General features: G+C 61.5%; 14 protein-coding genes and 1 tRNA gene. 8 read left to right on the top strand and 7 right to left on the bottom strand.

The window, feature by feature from the left end; translation table 11 throughout:
* On the top strand, window positions 1-1,629 hold a 1,629-nt coding region (locus NKI22_RS28645), incomplete at its 5' end, for an extracellular solute-binding protein (RefSeq protein ID WP_352959319.1).
* A 23-nt stretch (window positions 1,630-1,652) separates the two neighbouring features.
* The gene (locus tag NKI22_RS28640; protein WP_023717609.1) at window positions 1,653-2,330 is read left to right on the top strand and encodes a DsbA family oxidoreductase; all 678 of its coding nucleotides are present in this window, start codon (window positions 1,653-1,655) and stop codon (window positions 2,328-2,330) included.
* Window positions 2,331-2,336: 6 nt separating this feature from the next.
* On the opposite strand, the gene NKI22_RS28635 is transcribed toward NKI22_RS28640, so the two are convergent.
* Window positions 2,337-2,771: a hypothetical protein gene (locus NKI22_RS28635; RefSeq protein WP_023717610.1), complete on the bottom strand. Its 435-nt coding sequence runs from the start codon at window positions 2,769-2,771 to the stop codon at window positions 2,337-2,339.
* A 642-nt stretch (window positions 2,772-3,413) separates the two neighbouring features.
* Between NKI22_RS28635 and NKI22_RS28630 the strand changes: the two genes are divergently transcribed.
* Complete coding sequence (locus NKI22_RS28630; RefSeq protein ID WP_023717611.1) at window positions 3,414-5,303, top strand: ABC transporter ATP-binding protein/permease; 1,890 nt, start codon at window positions 3,414-3,416, stop codon at window positions 5,301-5,303.
* A 272-nt stretch (window positions 5,304-5,575) separates the two neighbouring features.
* A complete protein-coding gene (mgtE, locus tag NKI22_RS28625; RefSeq protein ID WP_023717612.1) occupies window positions 5,576-6,940 on the top strand; it encodes a magnesium transporter in 1,365 nt (454 codons plus the stop codon).
* Window positions 6,941-6,997: 57 nt separating this feature from the next.
* Here the strand turns inward: mgtE and gor are convergent, their stop codons facing one another.
* The 3 genes from gor to rpiA form a co-directional block, all read right to left on the bottom strand.
* A complete protein-coding gene (gene gor, locus NKI22_RS28620) occupies window positions 6,998-8,386 on the bottom strand; it encodes a glutathione-disulfide reductase (RefSeq protein ID WP_023717613.1) in 1,389 nt (462 codons plus the stop codon).
* Between the two features lie 118 nt (window positions 8,387-8,504).
* Window positions 8,505-9,101, bottom strand: a complete 597-nt coding sequence (locus tag NKI22_RS28615; protein WP_023717614.1) for a DUF2059 domain-containing protein — start codon at window positions 9,099-9,101, stop codon at window positions 8,505-8,507.
* The gene (gene rpiA, locus NKI22_RS28610) at window positions 9,088-9,819 is read right to left on the bottom strand and encodes a ribose-5-phosphate isomerase RpiA (protein WP_023717615.1); all 732 of its coding nucleotides are present in this window, start codon (window positions 9,817-9,819) and stop codon (window positions 9,088-9,090) included. The genes NKI22_RS28615 and rpiA overlap by 14 nt, the downstream gene beginning before the upstream one ends.
* A gap of 144 nt (window positions 9,820-9,963) precedes the next feature.
* On the opposite strand from rpiA, the gene NKI22_RS28605 reads away from it, so the two are divergent.
* Together NKI22_RS28605 and NKI22_RS28600 are read left to right on the top strand one after the other, a co-directional pair.
* Window positions 9,964-10,647 carry a phosphoglycolate phosphatase gene (locus NKI22_RS28605; protein ID WP_352482587.1) on the top strand — a complete coding sequence of 228 codons (684 nt, stop codon included), beginning with the start codon at window positions 9,964-9,966 and terminating at the stop codon, window positions 10,645-10,647.
* 102 nt (window positions 10,648-10,749) lie between these two features.
* A tRNA-Val gene (locus tag NKI22_RS28600) sits at window positions 10,750-10,824 on the top strand.
* Window positions 10,825-11,102: 278 nt separating this feature from the next.
* Here the strand turns inward: NKI22_RS28600 and NKI22_RS28595 are convergent.
* The gene (locus tag NKI22_RS28595) at window positions 11,103-11,768 is read right to left on the bottom strand and encodes a hypothetical protein (RefSeq protein ID WP_156948025.1); all 666 of its coding nucleotides are present in this window, start codon (window positions 11,766-11,768) and stop codon (window positions 11,103-11,105) included.
* A gap of 175 nt (window positions 11,769-11,943) precedes the next feature.
* Window positions 11,944-12,216, bottom strand: coding sequence for a hypothetical protein (locus NKI22_RS28590; protein ID WP_051409612.1), 273 nt, complete (start codon window positions 12,214-12,216; stop codon window positions 11,944-11,946).
* Between the two features lie 198 nt (window positions 12,217-12,414).
* On the opposite strand from NKI22_RS28590, the gene NKI22_RS28585 reads away from it, so the two are divergent.
* Entirely contained in the window at window positions 12,415-12,666 is a 252-nt protein-coding gene (locus NKI22_RS28585) for a PepSY domain-containing protein (RefSeq protein ID WP_023717619.1), read from the top strand.
* A 127-nt stretch (window positions 12,667-12,793) separates the two neighbouring features.
* On the top strand, window positions 12,794-13,270 hold the full coding sequence (locus tag NKI22_RS28580; protein ID WP_023717620.1) for a hypothetical protein: 477 nt from the start codon (window positions 12,794-12,796) through the stop codon (window positions 13,268-13,270).
* A gap of 11 nt (window positions 13,271-13,281) precedes the next feature.
* Here NKI22_RS28580 and NKI22_RS28575 read toward each other — a convergent pair whose 3' ends face one another.
* Window positions 13,282-15,183 carry a L,D-transpeptidase family protein gene (locus NKI22_RS28575; protein WP_023717621.1) on the bottom strand — a complete coding sequence of 634 codons (1,902 nt, stop codon included), beginning with the start codon at window positions 15,181-15,183 and terminating at the stop codon, window positions 13,282-13,284.
* Window positions 15,184-15,191: the final 8 nt, after the last annotated feature.

The raw sequence follows: 15,191 nt of genomic DNA, 5'->3' as shown, positions 1-15,191 counted from the left end.
AGCTTCGACAATCTGAATCCATTCATCCTGAAAAGCCTGCGCACGACGGCGCGCGGCATGATGGATCAAGCCTTTGGCAATCTCGTCTTCGAGCCGTTGATGCAGCGCAACTACGACGAGGCCTTCAGTCTCTACGGCCTGCTAGCCGATACCGCCGACATGGATCCCGAGCGCAAGGGCATCGAATTCCACCTCGATCCCAGGGCCAAATGGTCGGACGGCGAACCGGTGACGCCGGAAGACGTGTTGTTCACCTATGACGTCTTCACCGAGAAGGGCCGGCCACCTTACAGCCAGCGGATGAAAGCGATTGCCAAGCTCGAAAAGACCGGCGACCGCAGCGTGCGCTTCACCTTCAACGACAAGGCCGACCGCGAATTTCCGCTGATCATTGCGCTGACGCCGATCATCCCGAAACACGCTTTCAACAAGGACACATTCGACAGGACCACGCTGAAGCCGGTGGTCGGCAGCGGCCCTTACACGGTGGCGCAAGTCGTGCCCGGCCAGCGCATCGTGTTCAAGCGCAATCCGGACTATTGGGGCAAGGACGTTTCGTCCAAGCGCGGCTTCGACAATTACGACCAGATCACCATCGAATATTTCCTCAACGCCAACGCCAAGCAGGAAGCGTTCAAGAAAGGCATCTGCGCCATCGACGACGACAGCGACCCGGTCAAACGCGAGCGCGATCTCGACTTTCCGGCCTTCCACCGGGGCGAGGTCATCGCCGAAACTTTCGACACCGGCATTCCGCCGGTGGTCAACGGTTTTCTGTTCAACACGCGGCTGCCGAAATTTTCCAATCCGGTCGTGCGGCGTGCGCTCGGCATGCTCTACGATTTCGAATGGGCCAACAAGAATCTATTCGGCGGCAAATACACGCGAACGATGAGCTTTTGGCAGAATTCCGAACTCTCCGCGCTCGGCCACCCGGCCAGCGAAAAGGAAAAGGCCCTGCTGGCCCCCTACCCCGGCCGCGTGCCTGCAGATGTCATGGACGGCACCTACAGGCCGTCTGTCACCGACGGCTCTGGCCAGGACCGCAAGGTGCTGAAGGCCGCATTCGAGCTGCTGAAGAGCGCAGGCTATACGGTGCAGGACGGCGCGATGCTCGATCCCGAGGGAAAGCCGTTCGGTTTCGAGATCCTGACCGCCTCGCAGGACGAAGAGCGACTTGCCGCTATCTATCAGCGCACGCTTGAGAAGCTCGGCATCGATGTCGGTATCCGCAGCCTCGACGGTGATCAGATCCAGTCGCGCAAGCAGCGTTTCGATTTCGAGGTGCTGGTCGGCTCGACCGGTTTCAACAACTCGCTGTCGCCCGGTATCGAGCAAACCGGGCGCTGGGGATCCGCTGCCGCCAAGGCCGAAGGCTCGTTCAACCTCGCCGGCGTCGCCGATCCGGCGGTGGACGCGGCGATCGAGGCGATGTTGAGAGCTCGCTCGAAGGAGGACTATGTCGCCGCCGTCCGCGTCCTCGACCGGCTGTTGATCTCCGGTAACTACATGGTGCCGACGCAGCACAACAACCGGCAATGGCTCGCTTATTGGAACTATCTGGAACATCCGCAAAAGACGCCCATATACGGTTATCAGTTGCCGACCTGGTGGCGCAAACCGAAGTGACCTCTTCAGAACAGGAGATCAAGATGAACGACGAGAACTCGATTACCGTCGATGTGGTCTCCGACGTCGTCTGCCCCTGGTGCTTTATCGGCCAGAAACGGCTCGACAAGGCGATTGCCGCCGTCGATATCGACGTTCACATCCGCTGGCGGCCCTTCCAGCTCGACCCGACGATTCCGCCCGAAGGCAAGAACCGCCGCGACTACATGGTGGCGAAATTCGGCAGCGAGCAACGCATCCGCGAAATCCATGCCCGGATCGAGCCGTTGGGCGAGGCTGAAGGGATTTCCTTTGCCTTCGACGCCATCAAGGTCGCGCCCAATACGCTGGATGCGCACCGGCTCATTCGCTGGGCCGGGACTGCCGGCGAGGCCGTTCAGAACCGGCTGGTGCGCCGGCTGTTCCAGCTGAATTTCGAGGAAGGCGCCAATCTCGGCGATCATGCCGTGCTGATCGAAGCCGCCCGCGAGGCCGGCATGGATGCCTCCGTGGTCGAAACGCTGCTGCCGACCGACGCTGATGTCGAGGCGGTGCGCACCGAAATCGCCACCGCTTCGCGCATGGGCATATCGGGCGTGCCGTGCTTTCTGCTTGAGGGCAAATATGCCGTAATGGGAGCCCAGGACGCCGATACGCTTGCCGATGCGATCCGCCAGGTTGCAGCGGCCAAGGCACGCGGCGAGCTGGAAACGGCCAACTGAGCCGGACTATTTCACCGTCACCTTGGCCTTGCTGACGAAAAAGCCATGGCCATGCTTGCCGGTGCAGGTCAATCCCTTGGTGGATGACTGGCAGGAAAACGGCCCCTTGCTCCAGCTATTGCCGTAGGCCAGCTTGGTGACGTCGCCGCAGCAGCCTTGCTCGCCCGGATACTTGATCAGCGTCGCCGGGCGTTTCGGCCCGAGGATGATGGTGATGTAGCTGGGCTCGACACGCGAACAGCTCAGCTCCGGTCCGCCATCCTGCGGCTCGTAGGTGCTGGTGCCGCCCTTCGGCGTATAGATGCAGCCGATATTGCCGGACGGAGTGTTGAACTCGACCTGCCCCTCGGCGTTTGCAGGAACGGTCTGGCTGCCGGCATATGTTTGCGGCAGCCAGGCAAATGTTGCGAGCATCGCGGCAAAAAAAGTCCGTGCAAGCATGAAGAACTCCCCCCGGTTCAAACGTGGATGCGCCCCGGCAGGTTCGATCCGTAGCGCATCATTGTCAAACGCAGTTTTGTTCGCGCTCTAAAAAAGCATGGTCTAATGGATGTTGGTCCGCATCCTAGACTGTGCCGGAGAAGTCATTGCTTGGCTGATTACGGGTTCGTGACAAGGCGGCTTCAACCACGAATCATACGGTCACGTTCTGGCCACCGACGAGGTCGGACCTGACCGTAAAGGCGGGCTGAAGATCGGTTCAGCTTGTGAAAATCGACTGCTGGACGGCGCTTCTATGTTCACAAAGCTGTGTGAAGACCTTCCCTAGGGGAAGGTGTCTACCTGCTCTGGGGCGGGCAAGTAACTGTTTGAAATTGCGTTGATATTCCGCCCCTCGAAACGTGACAGCTTAGCGCCGTGAGCATTCATTCTGTTGCTCCACTGCAACGGCCGGCCAGCCAATCCACCTGCGGTTGGAGAAAAGCTAATGGAAAATGATCAATTGGTGTTACTGTCCGTAACAAAAGAAAAACCGTTTGGGCGGGATTAGTGATTCGGGTCGATAGACCAACGCGACATTCAATATCGGAAAAATGGCTCCGCGGTGCCGCAAGGCAGTCGCCCCTGACGCCCGTATCGTCGATGCGCAGCTTCTGGGGACTGATGCGGGCCTACTGGTTCTCAGACCGTTGGGTGGAAGCCTGGACGCTGACACTGGTGATCGCCCTGCTCACCGCGCTCTCCAGCAAGGCAGGCGTATGGTTTGCCGTAGCATCCGGAGAGCTGGTCAACTCGATCGCCTTTTTCCACGATGCCGCAAACACCACGCCGCTTCAGACATTGCTGACCAATGCCGGGATACTTGTCCTCCTGGTCGTGCTCAAAGATGCGGGTTTTACCGGTATCCGCAGCCTGGTATCCGCAACGTTGCATCGCAAATGGCGAGGCTGGCTCGACAGCCAGTTCAACGAAGCCCTGCTTGATTCCAATCACACGCATTTCCACGCTCAGCATGGTTCGTCAGGCGCCGCCGCTCCCGACAATATCGACCAGCGCATCCAGGAATCGATCAAGGATATGACGGGCGGAGCCATCGGCCTCGCCATGGGGGTCCTGGCCGTTGCTACTTCATTGTATTTCGTCGGCCAGCAACTGCTTGCACACTCGGCGGAGGTCAAAGGGTTGGAGTTCCTCGGCAGCTATGGCAGCGCCGTCCTCGCGTTTCTGGCAGTCGCCACCTACGTGCCGTTGAACACCTGGATCGCGGTCAAGCTGGGCAGGCTGCTGGAACGGCTCAATGTCAGAATGCAGCAGGCCGAAGGCAGCTATCGCGGCGAGCTGATCACGTTCCTACGCCGCAGTTTTCATGTCGCCGCATCGCAAGGCGAGAACGTGCAGAAGACGGTGCACAGCCAGCGCTATGTCGACATCGACCGCACCTGGGCGCGGCTGAACATCGTCAACACAGGCTACAATTCGTTCGAGCTGATCTACAATTTCATCGGCGCCCGCATTGTGGCCTACGGGCCTGGGCTAGTGCCGTTCATCCACAACGGGTTCGATCTCAAGGGTTACATAACTGGCTCTGAAATGGTCAATTCACTGATCAGCCAGTGTTCATGGTTCATCCACGTCATGCCTGCCATCGCCGCGGTGCGGGCCAACAGCCAGCGAGTCACCGAACTCGCAAATGCGATCGAAAACGTCCAGCACCCGCAGGAATTCTACGGGCTGACCGGCCGCTCCGATTTTCGTTACGACCGCCAGAACCCGGTGTTCGGCCTGACCATCCAGAAGCTCGAATTGGCGCATCAGGGCGAGGACGCCACCCCGTTCCTGAGCGCTGCAAACTTGCGCTTCCGGCGTGGCGAGTGGACGTTCCTGAAGGGCGAATCCGGATGCGGCAAAACCTCGCTGATCAAGGCGATCAACGGCCTGTGGCCTTATGGCCGCGGCACCATTGTCTTCCCTGAAGGGGTCAGGAGTTTCTACGCCGCCCAGGAGGTGAAGCTGCAGCAGGTCTCGCTGAAGCAGCTTGTCTGCCTGCCCGGTTCCGAGCATGATTACGCCGACCGGCAGGTCGCATCCGCCCTGCACAAGGCCGGCCTCGGCGACTTCATCGAGCATCTGGCCGATGAGAGCCGTGAAGGAAAGATCTGGGATCAGGTTCTTTCGGGTGGGCAGAAACAGAAGCTGGTCGTCGCCCGCATCGTGCTGCAGCAGCCCGGACTGCTGTTCCTCGATGAAGCCACCGGCGCGCTCGATCCTGAAGGACGAATTGCCTTCCATCAGGCGATCAAGGACAATTGCCCCGACGCAACGGTGATCTCGATCATGCATGAGGCGACGCCGCCGAGATCGGTCGCGGGAACCGAATTCTACCACAGCGTGGTTGCGATCGCCGACGGCGTCGCGACCAAGAAGCCGCTGGTTCCGAGCTTGCCGGTCGAGCTCACCACCATCCTCACGCAGCCGACGCGGCCGGCCGAGGACAAATGGCTGCGCTTTCCCCGCCGGCTGAAGCAGAGATAGCCGCGGCACCACTGCCGGCATCCAGCCAGCCTGCCACGCAGCCCGATCACAGTCTCGCGATCCAGTCGGTTTGCCGCCGTTTTGACCCGCTCTCGCGATTGACTCGGCAAGGCGCGCTCCTATGTTGCGCCGGCTCGCAGAGATCCCAACCCGAACCCGCGAGCAGAAAGGTCACCGCGCCATGCCTGGCGACAGTCACAGTCGAACGCAACCGCCGTCCGCTTGACGTGACCTGACCGGCTCACGTCCTGCCGGACGGCAAGGAGTGAGCCATGAACGAGTTTTCCCCTGTCGCGGGCGGCGATGCTATCGCCATCGCCCGCGTGCTTGCCAACGAACACATCGCCGATATCGTCGAGGCCTTGAATCAGGAGCCCCGCGAGACAGCATCGGATCTGCTCTGCGAAGTGCCGTTCGAGCGGCTGGTCGAGATCTTCGACCAGCCTGAACTCGACGGCGCGTCCGAACTGGTCGAGGCGCTGCCCCGCAGCAGGGCAGGCAGGCTGCTTGCGGCCATGTCGGTCGACCGCGCCGCCGACATACTGCGCGATCTGAACGAACCGGCTCGTTCCGAACTGCTCGGCGGCCTGGCGCCGCCGCTGCGCGCGACGCTGCTTGCCATTCTAGGCTATCCCGAGGGCAGCGCCGCCTCGCTCATGACGACCGAATATGTCAGCGTGCCGCCGGACTGGAGCGTGGCCCGCACGCTGGATTACATCCGCAAGGTGGAGCGGACACGCGAAACCGTCTACGCGATCTACATCGTCGATCCGAAAACGCATGTCCTGTTGCGCTCAACCAGCTTGCGCCGGCTGATTGCCGGTGAGCCGGATGAGCTGATCATGGCGGTTGCGCCGGATCGCGCGCCTATTACCGTGTCGCCGCTGACCGATAGCGAGAAGGTCGCACAGCTGATCTCGAAATACGATCTGCTCGCCGTCCCGGTCGTGGACAACGGCAAACTCCTCGGCATTGTCACCATCGACGACATCATCGACACGATGATCGAGGAAACGACCGAGGACGTGCATCGCTTCGGCGGCATGGAAGCTCTGGATGAGCCCTACATGAAGATGAGCTTTCTGGCGATGATCCAGAAGCGCGCCGGTTGGCTATGCGCGCTGTTCGTCAGTGAGATGCTGACAGCCAACGCGATGCAGAGCTACGAGGGCGAGCTGGAAAAGGCGATCGTGCTGACGCTATTCATTCCATTGATCATGAGCTCCGGCGGCAATTCCGGCTCGCAGGCGACCTCGCTGGTCATCCGGGCGCTGGCGCTGCGCGAAATCGGCCTTGGCGACTGGTGGCGGGTGGCCCTGCGCGAGCTGCCGACTGGTCTGGTGCTTGGCTCGATCCTTGGCGTAGTCGGCGTTTGCCGCATCGCGCTCTGGCAGTATCTCGGCTTCTACGACTACGGCCCCCACTGGCCGCTGATCGCAATGACGATCGGCGCCACGCTGGTTGGCATCGTCACCTTCGGCTCGCTGTCTGGATCGATGCTGCCGTTCGCCCTGAAGCGCATCGGCTTCGATCCGGCCAGCGCATCGGCTCCGTTCGTCGCCACGCTGGTCGACGTCACCGGGTTGGTGATTTATTTTTCTGTGGCGCTGGTGATCCTGCGCGGAACGCTGCTGTAAAAAAACTCACGCACTTCCATCGCGGCAATCCCGTTGCCGCGATGGGTTCTTGTCGCGTCAGACGCGCTCACCATCTCTCACCCGGTAAGTCGGCTTGTACATGGTGACGAGTTCTTCCGCCGCGGTCGGATGCACCGCCATGGTACGATCGAAATCATCCTTGGTCAGCCCGGCCTTCAGCGGTATGCCGAGAAGCTGCGCCATTTCGCCGGCATCCGGCCCGAGGATGTGGGCGCCGAGGACTCTTTTCGAGGCGCCGTCGACGACCAGCTTCATCAGCATCTTTTCATCGCGGCCGGAAAGCGTGTGCCGCATTGGCCGGAAGGTGGCGCGGTAGATTTCGAGATCCGAAAAGCGTTTTGCCGCCTCATCCTCCGACAGGCCGACCGTGCCGATCTCGGGCTGGGAAAAGACCGCGGTCGCGATCGTGTCGTGGTCGGGCGCCGTCGGCTTGTCCTTGAAGGCGGTCTCGACGAAGCACATCGCCTCGTGGATTGCCACCGGCGTCAATTGCACGCGGTGGGTGACGTCACCGATCGCCCAGATGTTGTCGATATTGGTGCGGGAGTATCCGTCGACCTGGATTGCCCCGGTCTTGGTCATCTCGATGCCGACGCCTTCCAGGCCCATGTTCTCGGTATTGGGAATGCGGCCGATGGCGAGCATGACCTGATCGACCGTCAGCACCGTGCCGCCGGTGACAAGCGCGTCGAGCCGGCCGTCAGGCCGCTTCCTGACCCACTCTGACACGGCGTGGCAGAGAATTCTTACCCCCTTCTTTTCCATCGTCTCGTGCAGCATGCGTCGGAGGTCCATGTCGAAACGGCTGAGGATCTCCTTGCCGCGGTAGACCAGCGTCGTGTCGACGCCAAGCCCGTGAAAGATATTGGCGAATTCGACGGCGATATAGCCGCCGCCCTCGATCATGATTGCCTTCGGCAGCTCCTTGAGGTCGAAGGCCTCGTTGGAGAAGATGCAGTGCTCATGGCCGGGCAATGCCGGGTGCGGTGCCGGACGCCCGCCGGTAGCGATCAGGATCTGGTCGGCGGTAACGGTGCGATCCTCACCGAGAAGATGCACCACATGCGGATCGACCAGCACGGCGCGTGAGTGAAAGACTTCGCCGCCGGCACCCTGCACATTGTTCTGGTAGATGGCCTCCAGCCGGCTGATTTCGCGGTCCTTGTTGGCGACCAGCGTCGGCCAGTCGAAATGCGCCTCAGGCACCGTCCAGCCATAGCCGGCGGCGTCGGCGAAATGTTCGGGGAACTGGGAGGCATAGACATAGAGCTTTTTCGGCACACAGCCGCGGATCACGCAGGTGCCGCCATAGCGGTATTCCTCGGCGATGCCGACCCGCTTGCCGAGTGCTGCCGCGACGCGCGCCGCCCTCACCCCGCCGGAGCCGCCGCCGATGACGAAAAGATCGTAGTCGTAACCGGCCATGGCTGAACTCCTTGCCCCTCAAACACCGAGACAGGTAGGCTGCCGACCATCAAAAGAAAAGCCCGGACTTGCCGGGCTTTCTGGTCCAGTGGCGGTCAGGCCGCTCGGAAGTCCGCGATCAATTCGGTGTGGCGTCCGCGGGAGCAGCGCCATCGGCCGGGGCGGCACCGTCGGCAGGTGCGGCACCGTCGGCAGGTGCGGCCGGCGCCTTGGCATTCGCCGCTGCACCCAGGGTCTCGCCTACCTGCTGGGCGAGATCGCGAGCCAGGCCGTTCTGCCAGATGTCGGCAGCCTTCACCAGCTCGCGCGTCACGATCGAGCCGTTGTCGAGCAGCTTCTTGCCGGTATCGGAATTGTAGAAGGCGGCGATTTCAGTGAGTTCCTTTTCCGAGAACACTTTTGCATAGGCAAGCGCTGCTTCCTTTTCCAGGTCGGCGCGGCGCGATGCCAGGGCCATCGCCTTCTCGTTGATCGTCTTGGCGATCAGTTCCTGCATGTCCGGGTTCTTCTGGATCAGCTGCTGCTCGAGCGCCGCGGCAGCTTGCGGCAGGATGTTGTCGAACGTATCCGTCGCATGGATCGCCGCGACCGCGGCGCGCGCCGCCTTCAAATGCGCATCAGTGACATCCTGCGAAAACGCCGGCGACGAAAACGCGAAAACGGCCGAGGCCGCCAGAATGGCAAAAAAGCGGCCAACCCGGTTATGCAACATCATGATCGGTAAAACTCCCTGGTTTTCGGGCGGCATGGACGGTTTGGATGCCGTCGCCACCGGCTATGATGGCCGTTGATGCCAGCCCGATGAAAAGACCATGCTCGACCACGCCCGGAATGGCGTGGAGAGCATTCGAAAGCGCTCTTGTATCCGGAATGCGGCCAAAAGATGCATCGAGGATAAAATGGCCGCCGTCCGTAACAAATGGCTGGCTCCCCGTCATCCTCAGTGTAACAGGGCCGGAAAGGCCAAGGTTTGCAGCCACTGCGCCAACTGCAATTTCGGTGGCGCGCAGGCCAAATCGGTTGACTTCGATGGGCAGCGGAAAACGGCCGATCATCTCGACCATCTTGGAGCTGTCGGCGATGACGATCATGCGGGCGGAGGCCGCCGCGACGATCTTTTCGCGCAGCAGCGCGCCGCCGCCGCCCTTGACCAGTGTCAGCGCCGGATCGATCTCGTCGGCGCCGTCGATGGTGAGGTCGAGCTCGGGCGTTTCCTCGAGGGTCGACAGCGGCACACCAAGCTCGGTGCAAAGGACGGCGGTGCGCTCCGAGGTCGGCACGCCGATGACAGTCAGGCCGGTGGCGACCTTGTCGGCGAGCAGCCGCACGAACTCATCCGCTGTCGTGCCGGTGCCGATGCCGAGCCGCATGCCGTCCGTGACATGGGCAAGCGCTGCCCGCGCAGCCTCAACCTTCAATTGCCTCGCATCCATGCCGGGTCCCGAGATTTGTTTCGGCGCTCGTAGCATTTTTGCCGGGCTGGTCAAAGGACCTTGCCCGCGATGCATAAGCCGGCTTGCCTGAACGGGCCGCAGCGGTTATCGCCTGCCGGCAATCAAATCGTCACAGGACAGGCCATGACCCGACCGATCATCGTGTTCGACCTCGACGGGACGCTGATCGACACGGCGCCGGATCTGCTCGACAGCCTCAACCACAGCCTTGCCGCCAGCCAGCTCACGGCCGTCGACGAAGCCGGCTTCAAGCGCTTCGTCGGCCATGGCGGCCGGGTGATGATAGAGCGCGCCCATGCAGCGCAGCACAGGTCGCTGGCAGTGGAGGAGCACGACCGCCTGCTAAAGCTGTTTCTGGACCATTACACCGTTAACATTCCCGGCAAATCGCGCCCCTACCCGGGCGTACCGGAGGCGATCGCGCGGTTCGAGGCGGCCGGGTACCTGCTGGCCATCTGCACCAACAAATACGAGGCCAATTCGGTGGCACTGATCGAGGCGCTCGGCATGACCAGGCATTTCGCGGCGATCTGCGGCCAGGACAGTTTTCCGTTCCGCAAGCCAGACCCGCGCCATCTCACGCAGACCATCGCGCGTGCCGGCGGCGACCCGCACCGTGCACTGATGGTCGGTGATTCGCAGACCGACATCGACACGGCAAAGGCCGCCGGCATTCCGGTGGTGGCAGTCGATTTCGGCTACACCGACCGTCATGTGCGGGAGTTTGAACCGTCGGCGGTGATCTCGCATTTCGATTCGCTGACGCTCGATATGGTACAAGGGCTGATGGCCGCGGCAGAGGGCTGAAGCCGGCCATAGTCCGGACCGCCAGATGCCGACCGACAAGTGGTTGACTTCGCGGGCCGGCCTCCCTTATATCGCGGCGCGCTTGGCCTTCGGGCAACGAGCGGGCGATTAGCTCAGCGGGAGAGCACACCCTTCACACGGGTGGGGTCGCAGGTTCAATCCCTGCATCGCCCACCATCTGCTTTCCTGAATCAATTCCAAGTCAGAGCGGCTAGTTGTCAAAATCTGACGCTTGGTGCCGAAGCAGTAGGCCCGCTCTGGGTAAACCTGCCTTTCGCTCCGGCTGCTGAAGCGGCTTTATCGCGCCCACTGCAAGCATATCGCCCATTCGGCAAACTCGCGCGTCGAGGCCTTTTTCAGCGGCGCGAAGCAATCCCCGCCGCCTGGGAGCGGCTGGAGCGCCCGTCGCGGTCATCAAGCGGGTCGCTCGCTACGCTCCCGCTACGGACTCGATGTCACCCATTGTGAGGCCGCAGCCCGATCACGGTCCGCGCTAAACCCAACCCGAACCAAAGTGTCCACAGGGACATCACCAGTGATGCCACGACCCAGACGAAGCTGCCCAGGGTGACTCCGAGCCACATGCCCAGGGGCCAACCGAGGAAGGCTCCAATTCCGGCCACGACTGCGATGTACGATGCCCAGACCGGCGTGGCTCGGTGAGTGGTCTGCGCCTCGTTGCCAGCGATCACGGCAACGGCCAACGCCAAAAACATGAAGCCGTTGGCCTTTCCTTCGGAAAATGCCCACCAGGCCTCGAAAGTTGCCGTGTCCCCGGCGGCAGCAGCGGCGGAGACCACGGTGGCCTCGGCCACCGCGGTCGTCATGGTCCAGAGGGCGCCGACAGTCAGCACACCCCAGGCAGACAACGTCCACCACGCCTCGGTGAGGCGCGATCTGGCCGCCAGCACGATCAGACCTGTCAGGACGAACAGTGATAGCGCTACCGCGGAAACCCAATGGATGATCGCCCATCGGACAGGGTCGTCGGTGATGACTCCCATCTGGCGACCCATATCGGGATCGATCGGCCCATGGCCGACCAGCGCGCCTGCCAGCAGGATAGAGGCGATCGCAAGCCAAACTCCTGCTACGCGCGTTCCTTCTTCTGTGTTTGCCATAGAGACCTCGCGCAGTAATGGTCCCATGTCCCATCTAGCGCCAGATTTCAAAGGGTTGCAAGATGGCCAATGATCGGAACGGGTCAACTGACGCCGTAACATTGCCACATCTGTACGACCGGAAAGGGTCGGAACAGATAATCCGCATTGGGCACCAAGCGTCAGATTTTTACCACTAGCAGCTGCAGGTCGCCCCCTCGCCCCCAAAATTCTTTTGGGCGAAATTCAAGGCGCTGCTGTAGCTCGTGTAGCTCTGGAACTGGCAAACGTTGGAGCCGGCCCGCACCTTCATCTGCTCGATATCCCAGAACGAAACTTCGATACGGTCGTCGGCGCAATAGACCGTATAGCGTTCAGGTTCCAGCGCCTCGGCTTTCTGCACAGGCATCGAAACGGACGGGATGGAAAGTATGGAAAGTACAAATATGATGGCATGACGCATTTGCATGTAGACCCCCGAGTGACCGTCGGCACTGTTATGGCCGCGATGTTGAGGCGACGCATCATGATTTTAAGCAGTCGCCTTGTTCTTTCGGCGGCCATAGATCAGGTACGGACGGCGCCTCGTTGTAGCGCAACGCTCCGCGATCCCGGAACAAACCTGTATGGAAACGAGTTTCTGGTGATCGAGATGTGAGGGAAAGCCATGTCCAGACTTGTTTTGGCGGCCGCCGTGCTGCTTGTCGGCGGATCGGCCTTTGCGGCTGACGAAAATCCGGTGCCGGCGCAGAATGCCAAGAAGCTGTCGGAAATCATTGCCAAAGTCGAGCAGCGCGACGACTTCCGCTACATCAAGGAAATCGATTGGGACAGCGGCGCCTACACCGTCATTTATTACACGAACGACAAGGCCAAAGTCGAAATCACCTATGATCCGGTGACAGCCGCGCCGAAATGAAGCTGTCCGCCAACGGTCCAGATTCTAAAAAATGGCGCGCCTCGAAGGTCCCGGGCCTTCGGCACACCCTTGCGCAGATATGACTTTGATGGCTGACTGGGTGCTATCATTGCGCGCGGGGGTGGGCATGGCGACGGTAAAGCACGTATTGAAACGCTTTCTGATGATGCTCGCGGGTTATTTCATAGCGGTACTGGTTGGGCTGATCGCGGTGGCGGCGATCTATGGCGGGCTGAGCTCGCTGCCAAATGCGCCGAATTATTTCGACGTCATGGGTGTCAGCCCCGTTGCGGTGCTGCTGTTGCCGCCGCTCGGCATGTTCATCTATTTTCTGACGATCGTGCTGACTGCCCTGCAGACGCTGATCTTCGCACTGATTGCCGAGTTTTTCTCGCTGCGCAGTTTTTGGCTGCATATGATCTTCGGCGCCGCGGCTGCGGTTGGCGGCTTCGCCCTGATCTGGCCCAGTGTACCAGACGATACGAACCCGGAGCGCTGGGCCGATGTCGGTATTATTGCAGCGGCAGGCGTTGTCGCCGGCCTGGTTTATTGGCTGATCGCCGGGCGCGAGGCCGGCTTCCGGCGTCCGCTCTTTCAGCGCTAGACCCGCATTCCTCAGCTTGCCGGCGAACGCACCGCTTCCGTGCTGTCGAGCGCCTGCTGCAGCCTTGTGTCGCGGCCGTATACGTCGTTGAAATATTCGACATTGCCGGACAGGTCCGGCCATGCGGTGAAATAGGCGACATAGACCGGGATCTTGCGTGTCACGTCTTCGGTCGAATGTCCGAGCTTCAGTCTGTCCTCGATGTAGTCGACCGAGGTGCCGAGCACGGCAGCCGCCATACCGCGCGGATCCTGCAAGCGCACGCAGCCATGGCTGAGCGCGCGCATGTCGCGCTGGAAAAACGACTTCTGCGGCGTGTCATGCATGTAGATGGCGTGCTTGTTGGGGAACAATATCTTCAACTCGCCCAGCGCATTGGCCTCGCTCGGCAGCTGGCGCACGCCGTAGGGTATCTTCGCGCCATAGGCGCCCCAATTGACCGAGGAGGAGGGAATGCGCTTACCGCGCGCATTGACCACCTCATAGCCCGCGCGGTCGAGATAGCCCGGATCCCGGCGCAGCCGCGGCAGCATCTCATTGACCAGGATCGACTGCGGCACGCCCCAATAGGGATGGAAGTCGACCTGCTCGATCTGGTCATAGAAGAAAGCAGTCTGGTTGGTGGGCCTGCCGACGACGGCGCGGGTCTTCAGCTTCTCCTCGCCATCGTCGATATAGCTCGCGGTGAAAGCCGGCTGGTTGATGAAGACACGCGGGCTGCCGAGGTCGGAAGGCAGCCAGCGCAACTCTTCGAGCGCGACCCGAACCTTCTGAACCTTGTCGGCCTTGGACGTTCCGGCCAACGATGCAACGGTACGTGGGCCGATGACGCCGTCGCCTTTCATGCCGGCCCGTTTCTGCACCGCCTTGATCACCGGCACCAGCTCCGGATCGTAGACCTCGCTGGTGGCGAGCCTCGCCAGGACCTCGCCATAGGCGCCGCCCATCTCGTCATCGAGATTGCGCGCGATCTTTGTCAAAAGCTTCGGCAGTTCAGGGCTGGTCTGCCCCGGCTTCAGCAGCAGATTGGGATCGATGGTGATTTCGTCTTCGGCGCTGGCCTGGAGCGCTTCCAGTTCGACGCGCAGCGCCTGATACTCGGCGTTCTGTGGATGCCGCGATTCGAGGTAGGTGCGAGCTTGCTGGGTATGGGCCAGCGTCTTCAGCACCCCTTCCATGTCGAGCGGCTTCGGCGGAAAATCGTAGTAGCCGGTCATGCGGTTGGGATCGACGCGGCCGCTTTGTGCGTCACGGGCGTAGCGCAGGACGCGTGCCGACAGCGCCATCTCGAAGCGGACCAGCTCTTTCAGGCGTTCATCGGCATCGCCCGCCGATGTGCCTGCTGCCGGAATTTCGACGGTGTAGTCGGCGGGCGTCAGGCCGTAGCTCGCGGCTTCGCCCAGCACCCGCACCGCATCCTGCGCACGGCTGCTGGGACTGGTTCCCGTCACCCAGATGAAATCCGGATTGGCTGAGTAGTAGGCGATCAGCGCCTTGGCGATGTCCTTCTCGGCATAGAGGTCATAGCCGTCGAGCCCGGCAATGGCTTCGCGGAATGCAGCCCCGGTGGCCGCCGGCTCGAACGCAGCATCCTGCGGCGTTGCCGGTTCAGGCGCTGCCGACAGTGCCGAAAAATCGACGCGCACCAGCGGATCGCTCTTGTAGGTGTAATAGGACGGGCTGCTGATTTGCGCACCACCACCGCCACCACCGGAAGCGGCCGGCGCCTTGGGCCTCGGCTTGTATTTTGACGGTGGCGGGGGAAAGTTACCTTTCGGCGGTGCGTGCTTGACGCCGCCGCCGAAAAGCATGTCGAAGAACCCTTGTGCTTCAGCCTGCGGCGCGCCGAAGGCCAGCATTGCCACGGCCACCGCAAACGGCAGCACGGTGGCTTTGTTTCCAAGGAGTTTCATGGATCACC

The organism is Mesorhizobium sp. M0778 (assembly GCF_040320105.1).
Lineage (GTDB): Bacteria > Pseudomonadota > Alphaproteobacteria > Rhizobiales > Rhizobiaceae > Mesorhizobium.
Note: the sequence above shows the minus strand (reverse complement) of the source record. Positions and strands in the feature narration are given on the sequence as shown.

Coding starts and splice junctions, on each gene's coding strand:
- NKI22_RS28640 (WP_023717609.1), top strand. CDS start 1,653: ATGAACGACGAGAACTCGATTACCGTCGATGTGGTCTCCGACGTCGTC.
- NKI22_RS28635 (WP_023717610.1), bottom strand. CDS start 2,771: ATGCTTGCACGGACTTTTTTTGCCGCGATGCTCGCAACATTTGCCTGG.
- NKI22_RS28630 (WP_023717611.1), top strand. CDS start 3,414: ATGCGCAGCTTCTGGGGACTGATGCGGGCCTACTGGTTCTCAGACCGT.
- mgtE (WP_023717612.1), top strand. CDS start 5,576: ATGAACGAGTTTTCCCCTGTCGCGGGCGGCGATGCTATCGCCATCGCC.
- gor (WP_023717613.1), bottom strand. CDS start 8,386: ATGGCCGGTTACGACTACGATCTTTTCGTCATCGGCGGCGGCTCCGGC.
- NKI22_RS28615 (WP_023717614.1), bottom strand. CDS start 9,101: ATGATGTTGCATAACCGGGTTGGCCGCTTTTTTGCCATTCTGGCGGCC.
- rpiA (WP_023717615.1), bottom strand. CDS start 9,819: ATGGATGCGAGGCAATTGAAGGTTGAGGCTGCGCGGGCAGCGCTTGCC.
- NKI22_RS28605 (WP_352482587.1), top strand. CDS start 9,964: ATGACCCGACCGATCATCGTGTTCGACCTCGACGGGACGCTGATCGAC.
- NKI22_RS28595 (WP_156948025.1), bottom strand. CDS start 11,768: ATGGCAAACACAGAAGAAGGAACGCGCGTAGCAGGAGTTTGGCTTGCG.
- NKI22_RS28590 (WP_051409612.1), bottom strand. CDS start 12,216: ATGCAAATGCGTCATGCCATCATATTTGTACTTTCCATACTTTCCATC.
- NKI22_RS28585 (WP_023717619.1), top strand. CDS start 12,415: ATGTCCAGACTTGTTTTGGCGGCCGCCGTGCTGCTTGTCGGCGGATCG.
- NKI22_RS28580 (WP_023717620.1), top strand. CDS start 12,794: ATGGCGACGGTAAAGCACGTATTGAAACGCTTTCTGATGATGCTCGCG.
- NKI22_RS28575 (WP_023717621.1), bottom strand. CDS start 15,183: ATGAAACTCCTTGGAAACAAAGCCACCGTGCTGCCGTTTGCGGTGGCC.